This window comes from Paraburkholderia sp. LEh10, from assembly GCF_017814945.1.
Classification (GTDB): domain Bacteria; phylum Pseudomonadota; class Gammaproteobacteria; order Burkholderiales; family Burkholderiaceae; genus Paraburkholderia.
On record NZ_JAGIPX010000047.1, the window covers coordinates 11,949 to 30,891 of the forward strand.

An 18,943-nucleotide genomic window follows, 5' to 3' on the forward strand; every position below is an offset into this window, starting at 1 on the left:
AGGAAAAAATGTCGGGGACCAATCTGGCGAGCGCGACGGCACGCGCATGGAAAACGAATGCTTGACCGTCACGTTGTTCCTCCTTCACGATCAGCGCCGCCGCATCTCGGCGACCAGCACTTTGGCCGCCGTCGACGTGCAAAATCTCTCCCGTGATGAACGGCGCGGAATCAAGAAAGAGAATTGCGTCCGCGATATCGCTCATCTCGCCTATGAGGCCCAGCGGGGAAAAAGCGCCGAGTGCATCATGAGTTTCCGGTGCTTGCATCGGTGATTTGATGATTCCCGGAGCAACGGCATCCACGCGGATACACTTTGCTGCGTACTCGATCGCGAGCGACTTTTTAGCGGCGTTCAGGCCGCCCTTCGTCAATGCTGCCAATACCGAATATACGCCGGCATAAGCAGTGTCGGCGACGCTGGCGGGCACGCTAACCACGTGGCCGGTCGAACACTTCTCCATTTCGGCAATGGCGAGTTGCGTGATGTAAAAGAAGCCCGCCATGTTCACGTGCGCAACGGCAAGGTAGTCTTCGGCGGTGTGTTCGGTGAAAGGCTTCCCGATGTAGATGCCCGCATTGTTCACCAGCGTGTCGATCCGGCCAGATCGGGCGATTCCTTCGGCAATGACGCGTTGCGCCACAGCTGGATCGCCGATGTCGCCAGGTACTGTCAGGACGTTCGGGTCGTCCGACGGCTTGATCGCGCGTGATGTCGCAACGACGGAATAGCAAAGTTTGCGAAATGCACGAACAATCGCGGCGCCAAGCCCTCGCCACGCACCCGTAACGACGACAACCCTTCTTGATGTGCTCATGTTCTCGTATCGTTTAACGTGACGGATCGTGGAAAAAGCCAGCTACTACGGAAGCGAGAATCATCCGGTGGCGATTGATGGGCACATGCGATCCATAGGCGCGCGGCCGAAATATCGAATCCCCGCGGCGTATTGGCTGACCGGACAGGACACAGATGGCATCCGCGCGCGCAAGGCCGATACCCAGATCTGACTCTCATAGTGACCGAGACAAGGATCGCTCCAGCGGATGCTGATCGTCGATGACGACAGCTTCTCCACGATTGACAGGGTCATGTATTCGCCCCTCGTAGATTACTGGTATTCGTTTTCGCCGATGCGGCTCCGGACGAAGCGGACCATCGCCGGTTCAATCGTTGCGATGAGCAAGCGGCGAAGTTCCGCCGCGCGGGCATCATCGATGAATGCCGTTGCTTGCAACGGCAGGTAATGGACTGTATTGAGACCAATGCAGCCAAGTGCGGCAGAAAGGTAGGGCGTAAGAAAGTCTGGCTGATTGGCGCCATCACCAGCGAACACGCCACCCGAAGCGATTCCGATGAATACGGGGCGGTCCCGAAGCATTCCGATCTTGCCGGTTGGTGTCGACTTCATTGTGCGGCCGACACGGAGGATCTGATCGATCCACGCTTTCAGGACGGACGGAACCGTGAAGTTATTCATAGGTGTACCGATGACTACGACATCGGAATGCTCGACTTCCTCAATGAGTTGCTCGGCCAGCAGTATCGCGTCGGCGGACCGTCCTGCCGCGGCTAGCGACGCGGGCGTAGCGAGCGCGGCGGCATAGGCGGCGCCTGCATGAGGTATCGGTTCATATCCCAGATCGCGGCGGCTAATATGCGCGCTGGGCAGCATCGTGAGAAGCTTTTCGACGATCGCCGACGAGAGCTGGCGACTGTGGGACTCCCGTCGCGGACTGCAATCGATGTGCAGGATGTTCATACAATTTTCTCCGACTGACTCACAACGGCGATAGCGACATCGTGCATGACGGGCACTTCGTCGTACGAAGCTCCCGGTTGTCACGCAAAAGCGGGCAGAATCGGACGAATGCTCATGGCCAGCTATCTCCGTATTGGCCTTACGCTTGAATAAACGCTGGTGCAAATATTCTGTACCATCGATGGTATGACTAGAAGAACCAAGATCACCCATTTTCGTGTGTACCAAGAACATGGACTCAGACTTGCAGATTCGGCTCGACCGGACAGCGAAGCTGTCTTTGGCCGAACAAATTCGTGAGAGCATCAGTAGGGCCATCGAGTCGGGCGTGCTCGCGCCTGGCGCCCGGCTGCCCTCGTGGCAGGACCTGGCCGTGCAACTCGGCGTGGCGCGCGGAACAGTTCAAGCGGCATATGAACGTTTGTCCGACGCGCAAATGATTGAAACGTTCGGGGCAGGGGGGACCCGCGTGGCGCCCCGGCCCCTCGTGGCGGCGGCTGAACCCAAAGCCCCGCGGCTGGGAGCCTTTATGAGGGCTTATGAGGAAATGAACGCTGGGCCGGCGATCTTTCAGTTGGGCATTCCGGCGTTTGAAGGGTTACCGGAAAAGCTTTTTTCGCGGGCCCGCTCGTCCAATTTACTGAAGACGGGATGTTTATCGTCCCTGCTCTATCCCGATCCGCGAGGCGAACTCGAACTGCGCACGGAGATCGCGGGCAATCTTGCCATCTCCAGAAACTTTCACTGCCATCCTGAGCAGGTGTTTATTACTTCAGGATATAGCTCCGGCTTAGGCCTGGCGCTGCGGGTGTTAGGTTTGGACGGCAAGAAAGTATGGATGGAAGAGCCTGGTTTCATGGTCACCCGGAAAGGCCTGGAGCTTGCTCGCTTGAATATCGTGCCGATACCGGTGGATGCCGACGGTCTCAACGTAGACTATGGTATTGAGCAGGCCGCGGACGCTGCGTTAGTCGTCTTGACGCCCGGTCAACAGGCACCCTTGGGCTCGACCCTGTCGTTGAGGCGACGTCTTCAGCTGCTTGAGTGGGCGGCTTCAAGCGACGCCTGGATCATTGAAGATGACTACCTTGGCGAGCTACAACTGCAAGGTAGGCCGGCCCCTGCCATGGCATCGCTGGGCGAGGGAAAGCGGGTCATCCACATCGGTTCTTTCAGCAAGACTGTTAACCCGGCTCTGCGGCTTGGATTCGTCGTGGCGCCGACTGAACTGGCCAACGCATTCTCCGAGGTCGCTGCAACACTTGCTCCCGCGCCATCGCCAGTCATTCAACTCGCCACGGCTCAATTCATGCGTGACGGCCACTACATCCGGCGCGTTCGCCGGCTCAAGCGCATCTACTCCGCGCAGCGTGACGCACTATGCGAGCAGTTGCGTATGCGCGAGGCGGAGTGGGTTAATGCCGGCCTGGCAGTACTTCTCCGACTGCCCGAGGGCGCACCAGATGTGCGGATCGTTCGCGATGCGATGACCGTTGGCATGGCACCATCACCATTGTCCGTCTGGTTCGCGAATCCGTCCTGGACTGTGTCAGGCCTTCTGCTCGGCGTCGCTACGGCGCCTGAACAGCACGTCGCTACATCATGTCGGCGTCTGTTCGACATCATTGACCGATATAGGTGATGACAGACGCCGGGCGTCGCTGCAGGGTTTGATGAGCATGGTGGATTTCTTCGGCAGCCGATTTGCTGCGCGTCGTAGTGTCGGTCCCGTTTGGATCGTCAGCCATGCTCCGGACACCGTCGGCTTCGCTCCACGATGCCAGCCCGAGGCACTCGAGCTACGAGAACTCGCGACCGACCGCGGCCAAAATGGACTCTGCCCTGCGCGAGGACGGTCGGCTCGGTCGCATTGCGGGCTCGGTTTTTTTTCCTGGTTCCCCGGAAACACCGTCTGTCTAAAACGCGCCGTCGGCTATACGGTCGCATCCGGACGTTCCACTGTTGGAATTGAATGATCGAGAAGGGTCGGGAGTACGCACTGCCGGCGGGCCGTTTCCAGGCAGCGGAATTCCACTGGCCCCTTTGCAGCGATGAGTTTGAAGAGCGGACTGGCGCAGCCCGACCCGTTTCCGTCATTCAGTGCTCGACTTCGTGAGCGTCCGCAATGGCACGCATGTCAGACACCGGAGCGGCCACGAGCAACGGTACGAAAGTCGCACGGTTCCGGAAAAATCGCCAGTCTTGTCTTCGTCCTTAAGCACTTCATATCGATGGACGATCGGCGTGCACTTGATACCACAAGTGGGCACGCCAGTGCTGTCATCGGACAGGCGATATCACCCACGCGAACAATCGGTTTGAGTACCGCGCGCTGATCAGCAACAGTATCGTCGCGACGCCGAAATTCCAGGCCAGGATCATGACCGTCGCGTCGAGCGGATGAAACATCGAGAGCGCTACAGCCGTGAGCGCGGCAACGGCCAGGCTGCCCGTCATCACCACGGGAGCGGGCGCGAGTCGCGCAACGTGACGCAGCATGATCAGCAGGGCGAGTGAGAGAGGGATACCCGTGAGGCCGAGCGTCGCGAAGCAGCGCGCGGTCTCCCCCAGTGACATGCCGTCCGGGCCGATCTCCACCCAGTTCGTCAGACATCCATAGCCTATCGTCGATACCCAAGCCGCCAGCGCGGGCAGCGGCAACAGCGCCCAGCGCAGCGACCTTCCCGGCACGCTCGCAACGAACGACGCGACGGCAGCAAGAATCCCCGTCAACGCGGCCGCAGCCACGCCGGTCACGAATACCGGCTGCTGGAGCTTCGCCGTCAGGTCGGGCCGCAAACCATGCGCCACGCCGACCAGAATGAGCACGAGTGCGGCGAACAGCAGCCAGCCGGCCGCCCGCCTGGCAGGCGCGCGCAGAGGGCGCAACGGCTTCGCGTCGGCAACGAGCGCTTCGATCAGATCGGAGGTTGGACTCATTTGCGGTCTCCCTGCGTCAGGAGCTTGCGCAGGCCCTTCAGCCCGCGATGCACCGCAACCTTCAACGCGGCAACAGTCATTCCACTCGCCACAGCCGCCTCTTTCAGTGACATTTCCTCGAGTTTCAGCATGCGTATCGCGTCGCGCTGCCCGGCAGGCAGGCGCTCGATCGTCTCGCGCAGCATGCGCGCATCCGTGGCCTCTTCCATCAGATTCGCTGTGGGGTCGGCCAAGGTTTCATGCTCATCGTCCAGCGGCACTTCACGGGCGTCAAGACGTCCATCGCGGCGCAGCGTATCGACGATGCGGCGCATGGCGACCGTCAGCAGCCACGGGCCAAACGGTCGGCCGGGATCATAGGTGTGGCGTACGAGGTGCACGGTGGCGAGAACGTCCTGCACGACGTCTTCAATGGTGTCGTGACGGACCCCGTTGCGGCTCGCGAGACTGCGCAGGTACGGTGTCATGCTCTGTAGCAGGTGTCGGTAGGCGTCGCGATCGCCTTGCTGCGCCCGCGCCATCAAAACGGACCAGTCGGGCGTGCCATCGGGCCGGATCGCGTCATCCAGCCTGGCGGCGCGCGGCCCCTTGCCGGCGGGTGCAGTTCGGTCGGGCTGCATGTGCGCGGCGCGTCGGTCTCGGTAGTCGGACATCGTTGCATTTCGTGGATGAGGCAAGCAATCCAAATATCTTCGACGCGGCGCGTAACCTTTGGCGGCGACGGATCGAATCTGGTTGTGTGGTCGCATCTTCGCGACCCCAACCCTTGGAGAAGATACTATGAGCAAGTCCGCTTTGACCATCTCGTCGCTGTCCGCAGCGATCGGCATGGCGCTCGCGATGCAGGCGCTCCCCGCGCAGGCGCAGGGTATGGGCAACCCGCCGCAGGTCGTGAAGGACAACATGGCCAGAATGGCACAGAACCACCTCGAGAAGTGCTACGGCATCAATGCGGTGGCGAAGAACGACTGTGCCGAAGGAGCACACTCTTGCGCAGGCCAGGCCACGCAGGCGCGCGACCCGAAGTCATTCGTGCTGTTGCCGGCAGGCGATTGCAGCAAGATCGCGGGCGGCCAGACCAAGGCGGGTTGAGAGGTGTTGCGGCCATGAATGCAACCGTCGCCCGCGCACGCGTGCCAGCCGGCCCGATTCCCACGCGGGCCGGCGTGGGGCTGCGCTTTCGCCACCATCGGGCCGTGCTCGACGAACGTCCGGCCGTGGCGTGGTTCGAGGTGCATACAGAAAACTACATGGGTGGTGGTCCCGCTACGCGCTATCTGAATGCCGTCCGCCGCGACTATCCGGTCTCGCTGCACGGCGTGGGCCTATCGCTCGGCAGTGCCGATGGAATCGACCCAGTGCATCTCGCGCGCGTGCGCGACGTCGCCGCGCGCGTGCAGCCAGGCCTCATCTCCGAGCATCTCGCGTGGAGCGTGACGGGCGGCACGTACCTCGCCGATCTGCTGCCGTTGCCGATGACCGAGGAGGCGCTCGACGTGGTGTGCCGGAACGTCGATCAGGTGCAGATGGCATTGGGGCGGCGCATTCTCATGGAGAACCCGTCCACCTATCTTCGCTTCGCGCATTCGACCATACCGGAGTGGGAGTTCCTCGCGCATCTCGCGCAACGCACGGGGTGTGAACTCCTGTGCGACGTGAACAACATCTACGTGAGCGCGTGCAATCACGGCTGGAATCCGCACACGTATCTCGACGCGCTGCCGCCGGCAGCCATCGGCGAAATCCATCTTGCCGGCCACAGCGAGAGGCACCTCGAGGGCGATCGCGTGTTGCGCATCGACGATCACGGCTCGCGAGTCGCGCCGCAGGTGTGGGCGCTCTATGCGGCTGCGTTGCAACGCTTCGGCCCGGTGCCGACGTTGATCGAATGGGACACCGATGTGCCGCCGCTCGACGTTCTCATCGAGGAGGCCGCAACGGCGGATTCGGCACTGGAGGCGGTTCGACATGAACATGCGCACGCCATCCCTGGCTGATCTTCAACAGGCCATGCGCCGGAGCCTGCTCGAAGGTGCCGATAGAGGCGCCGATGAAGACGCGGTCTCTGCCGTGCTGGCCGACGGTCTCGATCCGCAGGCGCGCCTGAACATCTACCGCAATACGGCGGAAGGCGTGCTCGTCAAAGCCATGCGGCTCGCCTTTCCCGCCGTGCGGCGTCTGGTCGGCGAGGACTTCTTTGAAGGTGCGGTGCGTCTGTTCGTGGGCGTCGCGCCGCCGCGCAGCGCATGGCTCGACGAATATGGCGAACAGCTTCCGGACTTCCTCGCGCAGATGCCGCAAATTTCATCGATGTCGTATGTGGCGGACGTCGCGCGGCTCGAATGGCAGGTGAATGGCGTGCTGCACGCGCCCGACGTCCCACTGCTCGATCCCGCGTGTCTCGTACGACTCGACGATGACGCGCTCGGCTCGCTGCGATTGTCGCCGCATCCGGCCGCACGACTGCTGCGCTGCGATTCTCCCGCCGACGCTATCTGGCGCGCCGTGCTCCAGGAGGACGACGCCGCGCTGCGTGCGATCGAATTCGCGCACGGTCCTGTCCGTCTGCTCGTGCAACGCGTGGCCCAAGGCGTCGATACGCTCCGCTTGAGCGCTGGAGAGTGGCGCATCAGCCAGGCGCTTTTTACGGGCGAGACGCTCGGCGAGGCGCTGGCTCGTGCGCCCGAATCGGATGGATACGCACTCATTGCCGCATACATGGCGCGCGGATGCTTTGCTCAGGCGTCGCACATTGCCGGCCGCGCCCGGATCGACCAGGGATCATCGACATGACTCTCCCCTCCAACCATGCAGAAGGCCGCAACGTCTTTGAGCGGGCGGTCCAACTGCTGGAACGCGTGCCGTACTGGCTGCTGGCCATCCCGCTGCGCCTCGCGGTTGCAACGGTCTTCTGGAATTCGGCGATGACCAAGCTCGCGAACTGGGATGCGGCACTCGAACTGTTTCGCGACGAATACCGGCTGCCGGTATTGCCGCCGGATGTGGCGGCATACATTGCCGTATCGATAGAACTGAGTATGCCGGTGTTGCTGGTGCTCGGCCTGGGCGTCAGGCCCGCCGCGCTGGTTCTGCTCGGAATGACCGCCGTGATCGAGATTTTTGTTTACCCGCAGGCGTGGCCGACGCATATTCAGTGGGCAGCCATGCTGCTCGTCCTGCTGTGCCGGGGAGCCGGAGCCTTGTCGCTTGACCAACTGATACGTCAGCGATGGTGGAGGGACGCTTCGTCGGAAGTCCCCGGGCGTCAGCGCGGTGACAGTTGAATTCGACAGGAAGACACCCACTGTGAACAGAATCGTTCTCACATCTGTCCCGACCTGCCCGCAATGCGGGGCTGCTACGCCCGAAGCCATGCCCACGGATGCATGCCAGTTCTACTGCCAGTGTCCGGCCTGTCATGCGCTGCTGCGTCCGAAGCCGGGCGACGGCTGCGTATTCTGTTCTTTCGGCTCGGTACCGTGTCCGCCTATTCAGTACAAGCGCGCGTGCTCCGAACCTCAGACAAGGCGACGATAGATACGAACTCAGCGGTCGATGGATCGACCACGTTAGTCACACGTCGCCAAGGTTGCCCGCCTGGAGGTTGTCCTTGTAGTTCTTCTTTGCCGGAGACCAACGAGACTTTAGACACGGTAGATGAGTCGATGTCCGCGCTGTGATGCATTGCCGACGCTCGAATGCCAGTGAAAATGAAAGGACCAGTGACCGCAGATGGCCGATTGGGTGAGATCTTAACGGCCGCTTAGCGATGCGTCCCGATTGTTCGACCCGTCCTCGGCGAACGCCAGATCGACTAAGAACCTTGGTGCCCGAGCAGACGAGATAGTCTTGCAGAGGCCTCCTTGAGCAGTTCCGCGAACTGTTCAACTCGCTGTTCCGTAACCCGGACGCTCGGGCCAAAAATACATATCGACCCCGCTACCTGATTGGCGCCGTTGAAGAACGGCGCTGCGACGGCGACGGCGCCTTCGATCAATTCGTGATGGCTCGTGCCAAACCCCTTGGCGCGAATTCGTTCGATGTCGCTCATCACCGCCCCCACGTCCTGTTCGGGATCGACGAGATAACGCCGCAATTCCTCGGGCGTGAGTCGCATCTGCGAAAGGATGGTGCGGCCGCTCGCGCCGCGCACGAGCTTCTCGCGATAGCCGATGCCGCGTCGAAAGCTGAGCGGCTGATTGCTTGCCAGTTCCGCGACGCAAAGCCGGTAAGTGTCGTCGGGGACGAAGAGTGCGACGGTTTCGGACGTCGCTTCCCAAAGACTCCGCAGCACCGGCTGCGCAAGCTCCGCGATGCTGTGGTCGCTCAACCAGACATGAGCCAATTGTGCGACCGAGCTACCGAGACTGAAGCGCTGCGGTTCTCCCGACGATGCCAGAAAACCAGCCTGCTCCAACGTATTGAGCAGCCGATACAACGTCGGACGGCTCAGATCCACGCGCGTAACCAGCTCCGCGACGGTCAGCGATTTGTCTCCCGGTCTGAACGCGAGAAGTATTTCCAGCGCCCGCTCAACCGCACGAACGCTTTCGTGCGCCTTCTTTTCTTCCATTTCTTCCTGTCCCTTTTTGCCCCTCGGGCCGCGCCGCAAGCGTCAACCTCACATACGAATTGGAGCTTGAGCATGGACAAGAACATGTCGGAAACGCTGGTGCGCACCGGTCCCGGCACCGCAATGGGCAATCTGATGCGGCGCTATTGGGTGCCGATCCTGCTCGCGAGTGAAATCGCCGAACCGGATTGCCCGCCGGTGCGCGTGCAGATCCTCGGGGAAAAGTTGCTGGCCTTTCGGGACTCGGACGGGCGTGCGGCGCTGATCGACGAGTTCTGCTCGCATCGAGGCGTATCGCTCTATTTCGGGCGCAACGAGGAAAACGGCATCCGTTGCTCGTATCACGGCCTCAAGTTCGACCGCAACGGCAACTGCGTCGAAGTGCCGTCGGCGCCGCAGGCATGCAAGCACATGAGCATCACGGCGTATCCGTGTATCGAGCGCGCGGGAATCGTCTGGGCTTACATGGGGCCAAAGGACAAGCAACCGGCGCCGCCGGACCTCGAATGGTGCAACCTGCCGGCGGACCACGTATTCGTCTCCAAACGTCTGCAGGAGTCGAACTATCTGCAGGCGATGGAAGGCGGCATCGATACCAGCCATGTCTCGTACGTGCATCGCTACGAAGTCGACGAAGACCCGATGCACCCGGGCACCAAGGCGCTCGAATACATCAAGGCAGACGGCAACGTCATCTTCGAAATCGAGAAGCAGCCGTTCGGGCTCACGCTGTTCGGGCGTCGCAATGGCGAGCCGGATTCTTACTACTGGCGCATCACGCAGTACCTTTTCCCGTGGTACACGCTCATTCCCCCGTTCAGCGATCTACGCGACTGGTAAGGACCACGCTCGCCTCTACGTTATGCGCGTCGGCGAGCATGGCCGCTCACGCTCAGTTGTCTGTGACGCTCTACGGCATTCTCGACTCGGGCGTCGAGTACGTGACGCATGCGGCGAAGCAAGGCTCCGGCACGCTGTTTCGTCTCAACACCGGCAATCGCATCAATTGGTCAGATATTTTGCCCTTGGGGTTGCACAAGTGAGTGAGCCGCTGCCGGCTATTGCCCGTCCTCAACCGACCCGTGTTCCTTGGAGGCGCTCGTCGGAGCGATGATACCGAACAATCCATTGACCTCCTTGTTAGGACCTGCCGAGAAGTACACCGTGTCCGGACTCGAGTTGCGGCCGCCGCCGAGTGTCAGAGCCCACAGGCCGTCGATAGCCAGTGGATTGCCGAACTGATCCTCCAACTGATCGACGAATCTGCCGTCATTGTTGAAAACATTGATTCGGCCATTACCGAAATTGCCAATCAGGATTTTGCCGCTGAAGCGGCCGAATGCAAATGATGCACGCGTGATTCCCCAGGGCGAGTTGAGTGAACCTCGGCTGGCGAAGCGGCGCAGCAGGTGACCGTCTGTATCGAATACGTCGACGAATCCATGACCGTTGCCTGCAACGTCATCCTCCTTGTCCTTGTCCTGCTTTGCATAGGTAACGAAAAGGTCGCCATCGATGTTCGCGATGCCAAACGGCGCGTATCCCGCTGGGATGTGCTGGTCGATGAAGCCGCCGTCCGTCGTCGCGGGCATGAACAGACCCTTCGTGCCGCCGCTCGGTCCGAATACATCGATCCGCCCCGAGCGAAAGTTCGTCGCAAACAGGAATACTCCTTTCGCGTTCACACCGACGACAAGACCCTTGTATCTGGCCCCAGAGGACGAGTTATCGACCGCGAGCACGGCGTGGTTGGGCGGATTCAGCCCAGGAGCCCAAGCGGAAATCGTGCCGTCCTCGGTCGCGAAGATGAATGCGGCCGGGATCGTGGTACCTGGCACGAGAAACGCCGGCGAAGGATTCCACACTATTCCGGTCGGCTTCGCGGGCGCGGTCTTCGGCGGATTGTTGGGAAAGAAGGGGCGACACGCGCTGTCCGGTATGACATTGCCTGGCAGCGGGATGGAGACCTGCAGCGCCACCACCTTTGTCCCCGCGCCGTCGTACAGCGTGGAGCAGCCTGTGGCGTTGTCGTTGACCCAGAATGGACTTGCCGCCGGAGTAAACGCGATACCCCAGGCGTTCTGTAGTACCCCGTCGACCTTCGGGGCCGCGCCCGCCACGTTGGACACGAGTGGTGTGACGACGTAAGCATCGTCTTCATGGGCATGCCCGATTGTGAAACCGGCGGCGAGGACAATCACGGCCGCCGCTTTAAGACGCCAAGAGACCTGTGACATGACTACCCTCCTTACTCTGTCTGGTGAGAAATTGCTCCGCAAGTGAGCGCCAGAGAAACGAACGGTGCGCACCAAATATTCCGCTGTACTCCCAAAATGCTGGCTATCGCCGCTGCAGTGGATCCCGGCGAGGGCCTTGAAATGCTCGACGATGCGATGAAGGTTGTCGACCTCGCAGAAGGGGCCAAAAGGCGGCGTCAACGTGACGAGCGTTGGCCGTCAGCGATATGTACATGTCTTCGCGAAAGGTTCAGCATGACTACATGCGAAACACGCTTGAGAAGAATCAAGCGCACCCGGCGCATGACATGAAAACGGGAAGCAGACCTTATGTCCCAATCACTTAACGCAATCGGCGCATCGGCTTCGCGTGTAATGCCTGGCCACGCCGTCCCTCAGCCGACGAGTCCCACAGACTGGCTTGCCATCGGGCGAGCCTTGCTCGCGCAAACCCGGCGCGAATACGGCATTCCCGATTCGGCGCATACGGTTGCCGTCGGGTGGACGGGTATCGATGGACTGAGTGCCAGAAGATTCGTCGGTGCATCGCCGACGATTCGCGCGACGACGCGTATTCCTGACCCGACCGATCATATCAACGCCCCTCGCGAAAACGCCGCGTTCCGGGACCACGCCGAGCAGGATGTCGCCAATGCTTTCATCGACGCAATGGATAGTCTTCCGCACAAACCGCATACAGACGGCGAATGGCTCAGAATCATCGTCTCTCAGCGGCCTTGCTCGCCTTGCGTTCAAGGGCTCAACGAGAGACTCGTCGCACCGGGCGTGCTGGGTCAGCTGAGCCGGTTGTATCCCGGTTTGACTGTTGTGGTTGCATGGGAAGAAGCACATCGGCTTCAACACTTGCTGATCCAGAACGGCATACGGCTGTAGCCAGGATGCCATCTCGCAGTTGAAGACGAGCGCGAAGCAGCACAGCGCATCGCTCAGGGCGCATCGTCGACGCAAAAATCGGGATCGCTGACGAGGCAATCGGCACCCGACACGGGCGCGCCGCCGCCTCGCGTCTTCATCGACGCATCCTGCGCGGCGACGGGCAGCCCTTTCGGCAACAGCACCCACATGCGGATGCGTTCCTTCGTTCGGCTCGCCTGGGCCTGGGCGCTTTGGCCAAAGCCATAGAAATAGTCGGCTCGTATAGCGCCCTGGATCGCGCCGCCTGAATCTTGCGCCATCATCAACCGGTCGATTGCGCCGGGTGCTTGCGGGTCGTCGCGTGTCGAGACGAACACAGGCGCACCGAGCGGCGTCGTGCGCGGATCGACGGCGACCGACCGGCCCGGCGACAGTGGCACGCCCAGCGCTCCGACGGGTCCGTACGGCGAATCGGGGATTGAACGGAAGAACACATAGCTGGGATCGGAGACGGCGAATAATCGCTTGACGGGCGCCTTGCTCACGGGTGTACCTGCGGTTCCCGCAGCGGCCTCGCGTGTCTTCGAAACGGCGAAACCATTCGAAGTCGCGCCCGCCTTGCTGCTGCCGGCCGGGCGAATGGCGGGCGTCACCGATCCGCCGCTTTGCGGTGTCGCTGCCGCCAGCTCGAAACCGCGCAGCAATGGCGATGACGGCTCGTCATCGTCTGCACGCGCGGTCACGGATGGATCATCGCCAGGACTGACAGTGCCTGCGCTGTCCATCGATGGCGCATCCTCGACATCGATCTCCACATCCATGCCTCGCACGGTGATCCGTTGGCCGCTGCCGCCGCTCGCGCGCGCGACGGGCGGCATGAACGGACGGCCGTTCTGCTCGGCGTAAGCGAAGCGCCGCACGCTGCCGTCGCGCATGCGCACCTTGCCTGCGCCTTGCACCTGCATCGAATAGAGCATCACAGGATCGTCGACGTACGCGAGAACGGGCGCCTTGAGCGCGCCGCGCTCGATTTCGGCCCGCGTGTAGTAAGGCACGATGCGATCGCGATCGAGGCGCAGACGGATCTTCTTGTCGCGGATGTCGGGAACGCTGCCGCGCAGGTCGAGCGCGTAGACGCCCTTGACGCCATTCGCCTCGACATCGCTGACGGGAATGACCACGCGCCCGTCGACGCGGGCCGCGCTCACGGTGCCGCGCGCTCGCTCGGGCAGGCGCCGCGCATCGAGATACAGCATGTCATCCGGCGTGCCGTAGATCGGATAGACGAAGGCGCCGCCGAACTGGTCGCTGCCGTTCAGAAGCGGCTCGTAGTAGCCCGTTAGCGTGCCTTCGCCGCTCTTGTCCGTATTGCGGATCTGGTACGCGTTGAAGTACTTCTCGAAGAACAGCCGGACCGCGGCGACGTTGCGCGCATCCACGGCGCGCGACGCCGCGCACGGTTCCGACCAGCCCGTGCGTGAGCCGAGCGCGGCGCAACTGCGTTTGAACGCATCCCAGCAACTGCCGAGGTCGTCGGTGTTCCACCCGGGCAGGTCGGCGAAGCGGGATGCCTCGTAGTACGCATGACGCGTCGCGAACGCGACGGTGGCGATCGAGTTCGCGTTTGCGTTCGCTTGCGGCGCAGCGGCCATGGTGACACTCGCGGGCGCAGGTGATGCTGGCGGCATCGCCTGCATCGGGGCAGATTGCGCCCGAGCCTCAGACGACGGCAACGTGACGGGGGCAACCCGCTGCTCGGATTCCTTCGCCTGCACCTGAGCAGAGGATGGCAGCGGACCAATCGTCGTCGTACTGGCGGGTTGGTCGCTGGCGCAACCTGCGAGCATCGCTGCCGCCACGAGCATCCCATCTGTCTTGCGCATGCCGCCTCCTTCATGCCGCTGCGCGGGCGCTTGCGTGGTCCGCTATGTCGACGGTCCGATCACGTCGATCGTGAACGTTGCCGCGCCGAATGTATCCTTGCAGTCCGCCGCGCCAGCCGTGCAGCGCGCCTGGCCGGCAAAGGGTGAATAGCTGCCGGTGCGGCGCGCCGCAGCCGTGCGCTGCGCCATTTCGGGAAAATCGGCGAACACCGTCCCGCGATGCAGGCCGCCATCGGAGAAGTCCCGCCGAGCCGGCGACACCAGCACGAGGAAGTGATTCGGGCCCGCCGGCGCACCCGCCGTCATCGGCCAGCTCGCTCGCGGCAACGAAAGCGACTCGCCGGCGTTGATTGTGTTGTTCTTGTCGAGTCCGTTTGGGAACAGCATCAGATATTGACCGGCGGGATCGACCATGAACACGTACACATATCCCGCGCGGTTGCTGCTGACCGTGAACTGCAGACGATCCTTGTTGATCCGCGCGGTGGTGTTGCGCGAGGCCGCCGTCACGCGAATCGACGGATCGGCCAGGGCCGCGATCCGCTCGAGTTCGCCGTCGGGCGAATAGGGCGGAAGTGCGGTGGCGGCTTGTCGCGCGGCCGTCGCGCCTGTGTTCGCCGCCGGGTTCACGTTTGCGGTCGATGTTGCGGTCGATGGCGGCGGCGCGGCGCTCGCTAGCGGCGCGGAAGCAGCCGTCACGGATGCGGACTGCGCCCGTGCAGGGGCGCTCGATGCAGCCAGACCATTGCTTGCCGCGATGCCATTGGGTGCATTGCCGTTTGGCGCAACTGTCGCACGAGCGTCGGCGGAGGGGCTGGGCGTCCCTGCGGGACGCAGCGCGAGCCAGCCGCCGAGCGCGGCGAGCCCTGCGATGACCACTGCACTGGCTGCGATCGATATGGATCGCCGGTTTGCTTCACGCGGCGCGCCATCCGTCGCGGATCGCACGGATGCTTTCGGGCCACCCGCTTTCGAATCTCCGCGCAGACCCGGCGCGCTGTCCCCGGCATCGCGCACTCCTGCGTTGCCGCGCGTCATGGCGAGCGAGGGAGCGTCGGCGTCATCCTGATCGCCGAGCGGCAGGCCCAGTTCGGCAGCAAACACATGAACGCTTTGCGGACGCTCGTCGGGCCTTACCGCGAGCGCGTGATCGATCGCCTGCAGAAAGGCGGGCGTATAGCGTCCCACGGCTTGCTTCGCGAGGGGCACATAGCTGTCGCTCATCATGCGCCCAACGGATGGCGGCGGCGTCTTGCCGAGAATCGCAAAATAGACGACGGCAGCGACCGCGTACAGATCAGTCCATGGTCCCTGCTTGAGAGACGGCACTTCCGCATATTGTTCGACGGGCGCATAACCCGGTTTCAGGATCACAGTCAGCGCCTGTGTCATGTCCCCGATCACGCGTCTTGCCGCGCCGAAGTCGAGCAGCAGCGGGCGGCCGCTGCCCTTGAGCAGCAGGATGTTGTCCGGTGCGATGTCGCGGTGGAAACACTGCGCGGCATGCATCACGCCGAGCGCGCTGAGTAGCGGACCCAGCAGCGCGCGCAGACCTGCTTCGTCGGGCGGCGAACTCATCGTTCGCAACGTATCGCGCAGCGTCAAGCCTTCGTAGTAGGGCATGACCATATACGCGGTGCCATTCGCTTCCCAGAAGCGGTACACCTTGACGAGCGACGGATGATCGAACTGCGCGAGCAGCCTGGCTTCGTTGACGAAGCTCTTCATGCCCGCACGAAAGGTTTCCTCGTGACGCCCGGAGCGCACGGTGACTTCGTCATTGGCGCCGCGCGAAGCAAGCGCGGCAGGCATGTATTCCTTGAGTGCGACGTTGCGGCCCAATTGAGTGTCATAAGCCAGATAGACGATGCCGAAGCCGCCTTCGCCGATCAGCCCCTTGATCTCGAAGTCGGCGACGCGCGCGCCGATCGCCAGTGCGTGATGCGACTCGACGTTCGCGGCCGACGATGGCATGACAGCTGGATTGCCTGCGACTGCCGTGTCGACGTTCGCGGGACGGGTGGCGGACGCGCCCGGCTGCGACACGATTACCGTCTTGTCGTCGGGACTTGTCATCGGGGCGTGATGTTCATGTGAGTCGAGTCGCGCGGCGCAGCGAACACGCATGCGGCATCCTCACGCACGCACGTGTACTTACAAGACGAATGACAAGGTCGATTTTGAAGCGCTTTGCGAAGCGCTTTTCCAGCCATTCGCACGATGGCTTGCGCGATGCCGCGTCGCCGCACGCGCCGCGCGGCTTTCAAAATTGCACATGCTGATTCGTTTAGTTGTATGTCGTTGCGGGTCTTCGCGCGGCGTGCGTTTTTGTCAGCATGCCGACGCTTTCAGTCACAACGGCTCTCCGGTCGCGTCGCAGGACCGTCCAGCAGGAAGACGATGTGGACGAACTCGAAAGAATCCGCTTGTCCAGGAGAGCGAAGAACGCGTGGCGAATCGTACCGGGCGCCATGCTGCACATGCGCTTGTCCGAAGCGCGCTTTCATGTCGTCCGGGTCAGTGCGTGCACAATTGCGCTGATCGCCTGCCTGACGTTCGGCGTGTGCGGCCACTCATTGGCCGCCAATGCGGGCGCGGCTTCCTCAGGCGCCGTCACACCAGGCCTCGCACCCGAATCGTCCGGCTTTCGCCAGGCAGCCGAGCGCGAGCGCGACGCCGAAACCCTGCAGACGCTGACGGCCGAAGGGCGCTTGCTGCTGTCGCGTGACCGCGTCGCTCTGCCCGCATACGACTATTGCAGCATGGCGGTGTCGGCGGCGGAGCGCGGCGACTTCCGCGACAGCGTCGAGGCGGCGGCCCGTGCGCTGGTGATGGCGCAGCGCACCGACAACGCGGATCTTGCCGCGCTCTCCAAGCGCGACCTGGCCATCGCGTACAGCTACGCGGGCGATCTCGACAACGCCGGAAAATACGCGCAGGAAGCCCTCGCCTCGACACCCAAAGCGCCCGAGCAGGTATTCGCGCCCGCCAACAAGGTGCTCGGCGATGTCGCGCTGCGCCGCGGCCAACCGCAGGATGCGATCGCTGCCTATCACCGCGCACTGGAAACAGCGTCGCCGCGCTACCGGCCTCTGGTGTTGCTGTCGATCACAAATGCGCAGATTGCCGCAGGCGACACGGCTGACGCGCGCAAGACATTCGACGCGGCGAGCCCTTCGCCGACAGCCGAACTCGCGCCCGCCTATCGCCGCATCGAAGGCAATCTGCTGCTGGCCGAAGGCAAGCCGGAAGACGCACGCAACGCGTTTGGCGCGCTGCTGAAGGAGAGCAGTTCGGGCGATGCGAACTACGATCGGCTGTGGGCGCACGAAGGCATCGGGCGCGCCGATCTCGTACTCGGCAAACGCGGCCAGGCACGCGAAGCGTATCTGCTCGCCGTTGACGATTCCGAAAGCATCCGCGCGCGCTTTCGTAGCGACGAGTTCAAGACGGGTCTTTTCGGCGACACGCAGGCGGTGTTCGAAAAGGCCATCGCGCTCACGGTCGAGGTCGGCGACTATGCATCGGCATGGAGCCTGTCCGAGCGCAGCCGGGCGCGCGCACTGCTGGACGTCGTGCGCAATCGCGTCGACGCGGGCGTCGACGACCGGAAACTGAACGGCGACGTGCCGGGTCTCGATGTGGTGCGCAACGCGCTGAAGCCGAACGAGGTGATCGTCGAATATCACAGCCTCGAGAAGTCGATCATCGTCTGGGTGATCCGCAACGAAGGGCTCAAGGGCTATACGCTGCCGATTGCGCGCGCCGACATGGATGCCGCCGTCACCGATATGCGCAATGCGATCGTGCGCCGCCGGCAGACGGCCATCACCTACGGCGACAAACTTTATGCGCTGCTGATCGCGCCGCTCGGGCTGCACGACAACGAGCGGCTGATCATCGTTCCGCACGGCGCGCTTCACTACCTGCCGTTTCAGGCGCTGCACGATGCCGATGGATTTCTGATCCAGCGCCATCCGATTGCGCTCGAACCGTCGGCAAGCGTTGCGGTGCAACTTGAGACACGCGAGCGGCAGGTCGCGAGCAGTCTCGTGGCCTTCGGCAATCCGACCATCGCGCCCGCCTTTGCGTTGCCGGGCGCCGAGGCCGAAGTGCGCGGCATCGCGCCGCTGTTCGCGCGCAACGAAGTGTTTCTGCAAGCCAGCGCGACGCGTGTGAGCTTTCGCGACAATGCGCCCGCCGGGCGCGTCCTGCATGTGGCCACGCACGCCGAAGCGGACACGATCGACCCGCTGCATTCGCGTATCCTGCTCGCGCCCGCGACGCAGCCTGCCGATGGCCCCGACTCGCTGCTCGCGAGAGACATCTACAACCTGAAGCTCAACGACGTCTCGCTCGTCACGCTGTCGGCCTGCGAGACAGGACTAGGGAGGATCGCGCGCGGCGACGAGATACTGGGCTTCACGCGTGCATTTTTCTATGCGGGCGCAAGCAGCCTGATCGTGTCGATGTGGCCCGTGGCCGACGAATCCAGCGCGCTGACGATGCGCACGTTCTACGCCCAACTCGCCGACGGCCATGAGGCGATCGACGCAATGCGGACCGCACAGCTCGCGGTCATGCAGAATCCGCGCTTTGCGCATCCGTTCTTCTGGGCTCCGTTCGACCTGATGGGAGGTTGGCGCCTGAGCATCGCGCGCTAAGAACAACA

At 62.7% G+C, this 18,943-nt stretch carries 17 protein-coding genes and 2 pseudogenes; 10 read left to right on the forward strand and 9 right to left on the reverse strand.

All coding sequences use genetic code 11. The annotated features are described in order from the left end of the window. Positions 1–112: 112 nt before the first annotated feature. The 3 genes and pseudogenes from J8I87_RS30500 to J8I87_RS30510 form a co-directional block, all read right to left on the reverse strand. Positions 113–817: pseudogene (locus tag J8I87_RS30500) on the reverse strand (SDR family NAD(P)-dependent oxidoreductase); the annotation flags it as partial. Positions 818–830: 13 nt separating this feature from the next. Then, a pseudogene (locus tag J8I87_RS45120) lies at positions 831–1,093 on the reverse strand (DUF3331 domain-containing protein). Between the two features lie 18 nt (positions 1,094–1,111). Next, the gene (locus tag J8I87_RS30510; RefSeq protein ID WP_209935889.1) at positions 1,112–1,762 is read right to left on the reverse strand and encodes an FMN-dependent NADH-azoreductase; all 651 of its coding nucleotides are present in this window, start codon (positions 1,760–1,762) and stop codon (positions 1,112–1,114) included. A 244-nt stretch (positions 1,763–2,006) separates the two neighbouring features. On the opposite strand from J8I87_RS30510, the gene J8I87_RS30515 reads away from it, so the two are divergent. Continuing rightward, positions 2,007–3,404, forward strand: coding sequence for a PLP-dependent aminotransferase family protein (locus J8I87_RS30515; protein WP_245254275.1), 1,398 nt, complete (start codon positions 2,007–2,009; stop codon positions 3,402–3,404). A gap of 638 nt (positions 3,405–4,042) precedes the next feature. Here the strand turns inward: J8I87_RS30515 and J8I87_RS30520 are convergent. Beyond that, on the reverse strand, positions 4,043–4,702 hold the full coding sequence (locus J8I87_RS30520) for an NrsF family protein (protein WP_209935891.1): 660 nt from the start codon (positions 4,700–4,702) through the stop codon (positions 4,043–4,045). Continuing rightward, entirely contained in the window at positions 4,699–5,322 is a 624-nt protein-coding gene (locus tag J8I87_RS30525; protein ID WP_245254276.1) for a sigma-70 family RNA polymerase sigma factor, read from the reverse strand. Before J8I87_RS30525 ends, J8I87_RS30520 begins: the two co-directional genes overlap by 4 nt. 160 nt (positions 5,323–5,482) lie before the next feature. Between J8I87_RS30525 and J8I87_RS30530 the strand changes: the two genes are divergently transcribed. The 5 genes from J8I87_RS30530 to J8I87_RS45800 are packed head-to-tail and all read left to right on the forward strand — an operon-like array spanning position 5,483 to position 8,239. Then, on the forward strand, positions 5,483–5,794 hold the full coding sequence (locus J8I87_RS30530) for a DUF2282 domain-containing protein (protein ID WP_209935892.1): 312 nt from the start codon (positions 5,483–5,485) through the stop codon (positions 5,792–5,794). A gap of 14 nt (positions 5,795–5,808) precedes the next feature. Then, complete coding sequence (locus J8I87_RS30535; RefSeq protein ID WP_209935894.1) at positions 5,809–6,699, forward strand: DUF692 domain-containing protein; 891 nt, start codon at positions 5,809–5,811, stop codon at positions 6,697–6,699. Then, a complete protein-coding gene (locus J8I87_RS30540; RefSeq protein WP_209935895.1) occupies positions 6,671–7,495 on the forward strand; it encodes a DNA-binding domain-containing protein in 825 nt (274 codons plus the stop codon). The genes J8I87_RS30535 and J8I87_RS30540 overlap by 29 nt, the downstream gene beginning before the upstream one ends. After that, positions 7,492–7,986: a DoxX family protein gene (locus J8I87_RS30545; protein ID WP_209935896.1), complete on the forward strand. Its 495-nt coding sequence runs from the start codon at positions 7,492–7,494 to the stop codon at positions 7,984–7,986. The genes J8I87_RS30540 and J8I87_RS30545 overlap by 4 nt, the downstream gene beginning before the upstream one ends. A gap of 22 nt (positions 7,987–8,008) precedes the next feature. Then, positions 8,009–8,239 carry a GDCCVxC domain-containing (seleno)protein gene (locus J8I87_RS45800; protein ID WP_313066880.1) on the forward strand — a complete coding sequence of 77 codons (231 nt, stop codon included), beginning with the start codon at positions 8,009–8,011 and terminating at the stop codon, positions 8,237–8,239. 277 nt (positions 8,240–8,516) lie between these two features. Here J8I87_RS45800 and J8I87_RS30550 read toward each other — a convergent pair whose 3' ends face one another. After that, positions 8,517–9,275 (reverse strand): IclR family transcriptional regulator, encoded by a 759-nt coding sequence (locus J8I87_RS30550; protein WP_209935897.1) that lies wholly within the window; start codon positions 9,273–9,275, stop codon positions 8,517–8,519. A 72-nt stretch (positions 9,276–9,347) separates the two neighbouring features. Here J8I87_RS30550 and J8I87_RS30555 point away from each other — a divergent pair, with 72 nt between their 5' ends. Then, positions 9,348–10,115, forward strand: a complete 768-nt coding sequence (locus J8I87_RS30555; protein WP_245254277.1) for a Rieske 2Fe-2S domain-containing protein — start codon at positions 9,348–9,350, stop codon at positions 10,113–10,115. Continuing rightward, a complete protein-coding gene (locus tag J8I87_RS30560; RefSeq protein ID WP_409518843.1) occupies positions 10,070–10,318 on the forward strand; it encodes a porin in 249 nt (82 codons plus the stop codon). The genes J8I87_RS30555 and J8I87_RS30560 overlap by 46 nt, the downstream gene beginning before the upstream one ends. Before the next feature lie 15 nt (positions 10,319–10,333). On the opposite strand, the gene J8I87_RS30565 is transcribed toward J8I87_RS30560, so the two are convergent. Beyond that, positions 10,334–11,512, reverse strand: coding sequence for a TIGR03118 family protein (locus tag J8I87_RS30565; RefSeq protein ID WP_209935898.1), 1,179 nt, complete (start codon positions 11,510–11,512; stop codon positions 10,334–10,336). 330 nt (positions 11,513–11,842) lie between these two features. On the opposite strand from J8I87_RS30565, the gene J8I87_RS30570 reads away from it, so the two are divergent. Further along, positions 11,843–12,406: a hypothetical protein gene (locus J8I87_RS30570; RefSeq protein WP_209935900.1), complete on the forward strand. Its 564-nt coding sequence runs from the start codon at positions 11,843–11,845 to the stop codon at positions 12,404–12,406. A 53-nt stretch (positions 12,407–12,459) separates the two neighbouring features. On the opposite strand, the gene J8I87_RS30575 is transcribed toward J8I87_RS30570, so the two are convergent. Then, on the reverse strand, positions 12,460–14,271 hold the full coding sequence (locus tag J8I87_RS30575; RefSeq protein WP_245254279.1) for a murein transglycosylase A: 1,812 nt from the start codon (positions 14,269–14,271) through the stop codon (positions 12,460–12,462). Positions 14,272–14,313: 42 nt separating this feature from the next. Beyond that, positions 14,314–16,347 carry a serine/threonine-protein kinase gene (locus tag J8I87_RS30580; RefSeq protein WP_245254280.1) on the reverse strand — a complete coding sequence of 678 codons (2,034 nt, stop codon included), beginning with the start codon at positions 16,345–16,347 and terminating at the stop codon, positions 14,314–14,316. A 326-nt stretch (positions 16,348–16,673) separates the two neighbouring features. Here J8I87_RS30580 and J8I87_RS30585 point away from each other — a divergent pair, with 326 nt between their 5' ends. Continuing rightward, positions 16,674–18,935 (forward strand): CHAT domain-containing protein, encoded by a 2,262-nt coding sequence (locus J8I87_RS30585; RefSeq protein WP_313066886.1) that lies wholly within the window; start codon positions 16,674–16,676, stop codon positions 18,933–18,935. The last annotated feature ends 8 nt before the right edge of the window (positions 18,936–18,943 follow it).

Excerpts from the sequence above, each read along its gene's own strand:
- J8I87_RS30525 (WP_245254276.1), bottom strand. The coding sequence starts at position 5,322 with ATGCAGCCCGACCGAACTGCACCCGCCGGCAAGGGGCCGCGCGCCGCC.
- J8I87_RS30575 (WP_245254279.1), bottom strand. The coding sequence starts at position 14,271 with ATGCGCAAGACAGATGGGATGCTCGTGGCGGCAGCGATGCTCGCAGGT.
- J8I87_RS30540 (WP_209935895.1), top strand. The coding sequence starts at position 6,671 with ATGAACATGCGCACGCCATCCCTGGCTGATCTTCAACAGGCCATGCGC.
- J8I87_RS30555 (WP_245254277.1), top strand. The coding sequence starts at position 9,348 with ATGGACAAGAACATGTCGGAAACGCTGGTGCGCACCGGTCCCGGCACC.
- J8I87_RS30520 (WP_209935891.1), bottom strand. The coding sequence starts at position 4,702 with ATGAGTCCAACCTCCGATCTGATCGAAGCGCTCGTTGCCGACGCGAAG.
- J8I87_RS30570 (WP_209935900.1), top strand. The coding sequence starts at position 11,843 with ATGTCCCAATCACTTAACGCAATCGGCGCATCGGCTTCGCGTGTAATG.
- J8I87_RS30550 (WP_209935897.1), bottom strand. The coding sequence starts at position 9,275 with ATGGAAGAAAAGAAGGCGCACGAAAGCGTTCGTGCGGTTGAGCGGGCG.
- J8I87_RS30535 (WP_209935894.1), top strand. The coding sequence starts at position 5,809 with ATGAATGCAACCGTCGCCCGCGCACGCGTGCCAGCCGGCCCGATTCCC.
- J8I87_RS30545 (WP_209935896.1), top strand. The coding sequence starts at position 7,492 with ATGACTCTCCCCTCCAACCATGCAGAAGGCCGCAACGTCTTTGAGCGG.
- J8I87_RS30510 (WP_209935889.1), bottom strand. The coding sequence starts at position 1,762 with ATGAACATCCTGCACATCGATTGCAGTCCGCGACGGGAGTCCCACAGT.
- J8I87_RS30580 (WP_245254280.1), bottom strand. The coding sequence starts at position 16,347 with ATGACAAGTCCCGACGACAAGACGGTAATCGTGTCGCAGCCGGGCGCG.
- J8I87_RS30530 (WP_209935892.1), top strand. The coding sequence starts at position 5,483 with ATGAGCAAGTCCGCTTTGACCATCTCGTCGCTGTCCGCAGCGATCGGC.
- J8I87_RS30565 (WP_209935898.1), bottom strand. The coding sequence starts at position 11,512 with ATGTCACAGGTCTCTTGGCGTCTTAAAGCGGCGGCCGTGATTGTCCTC.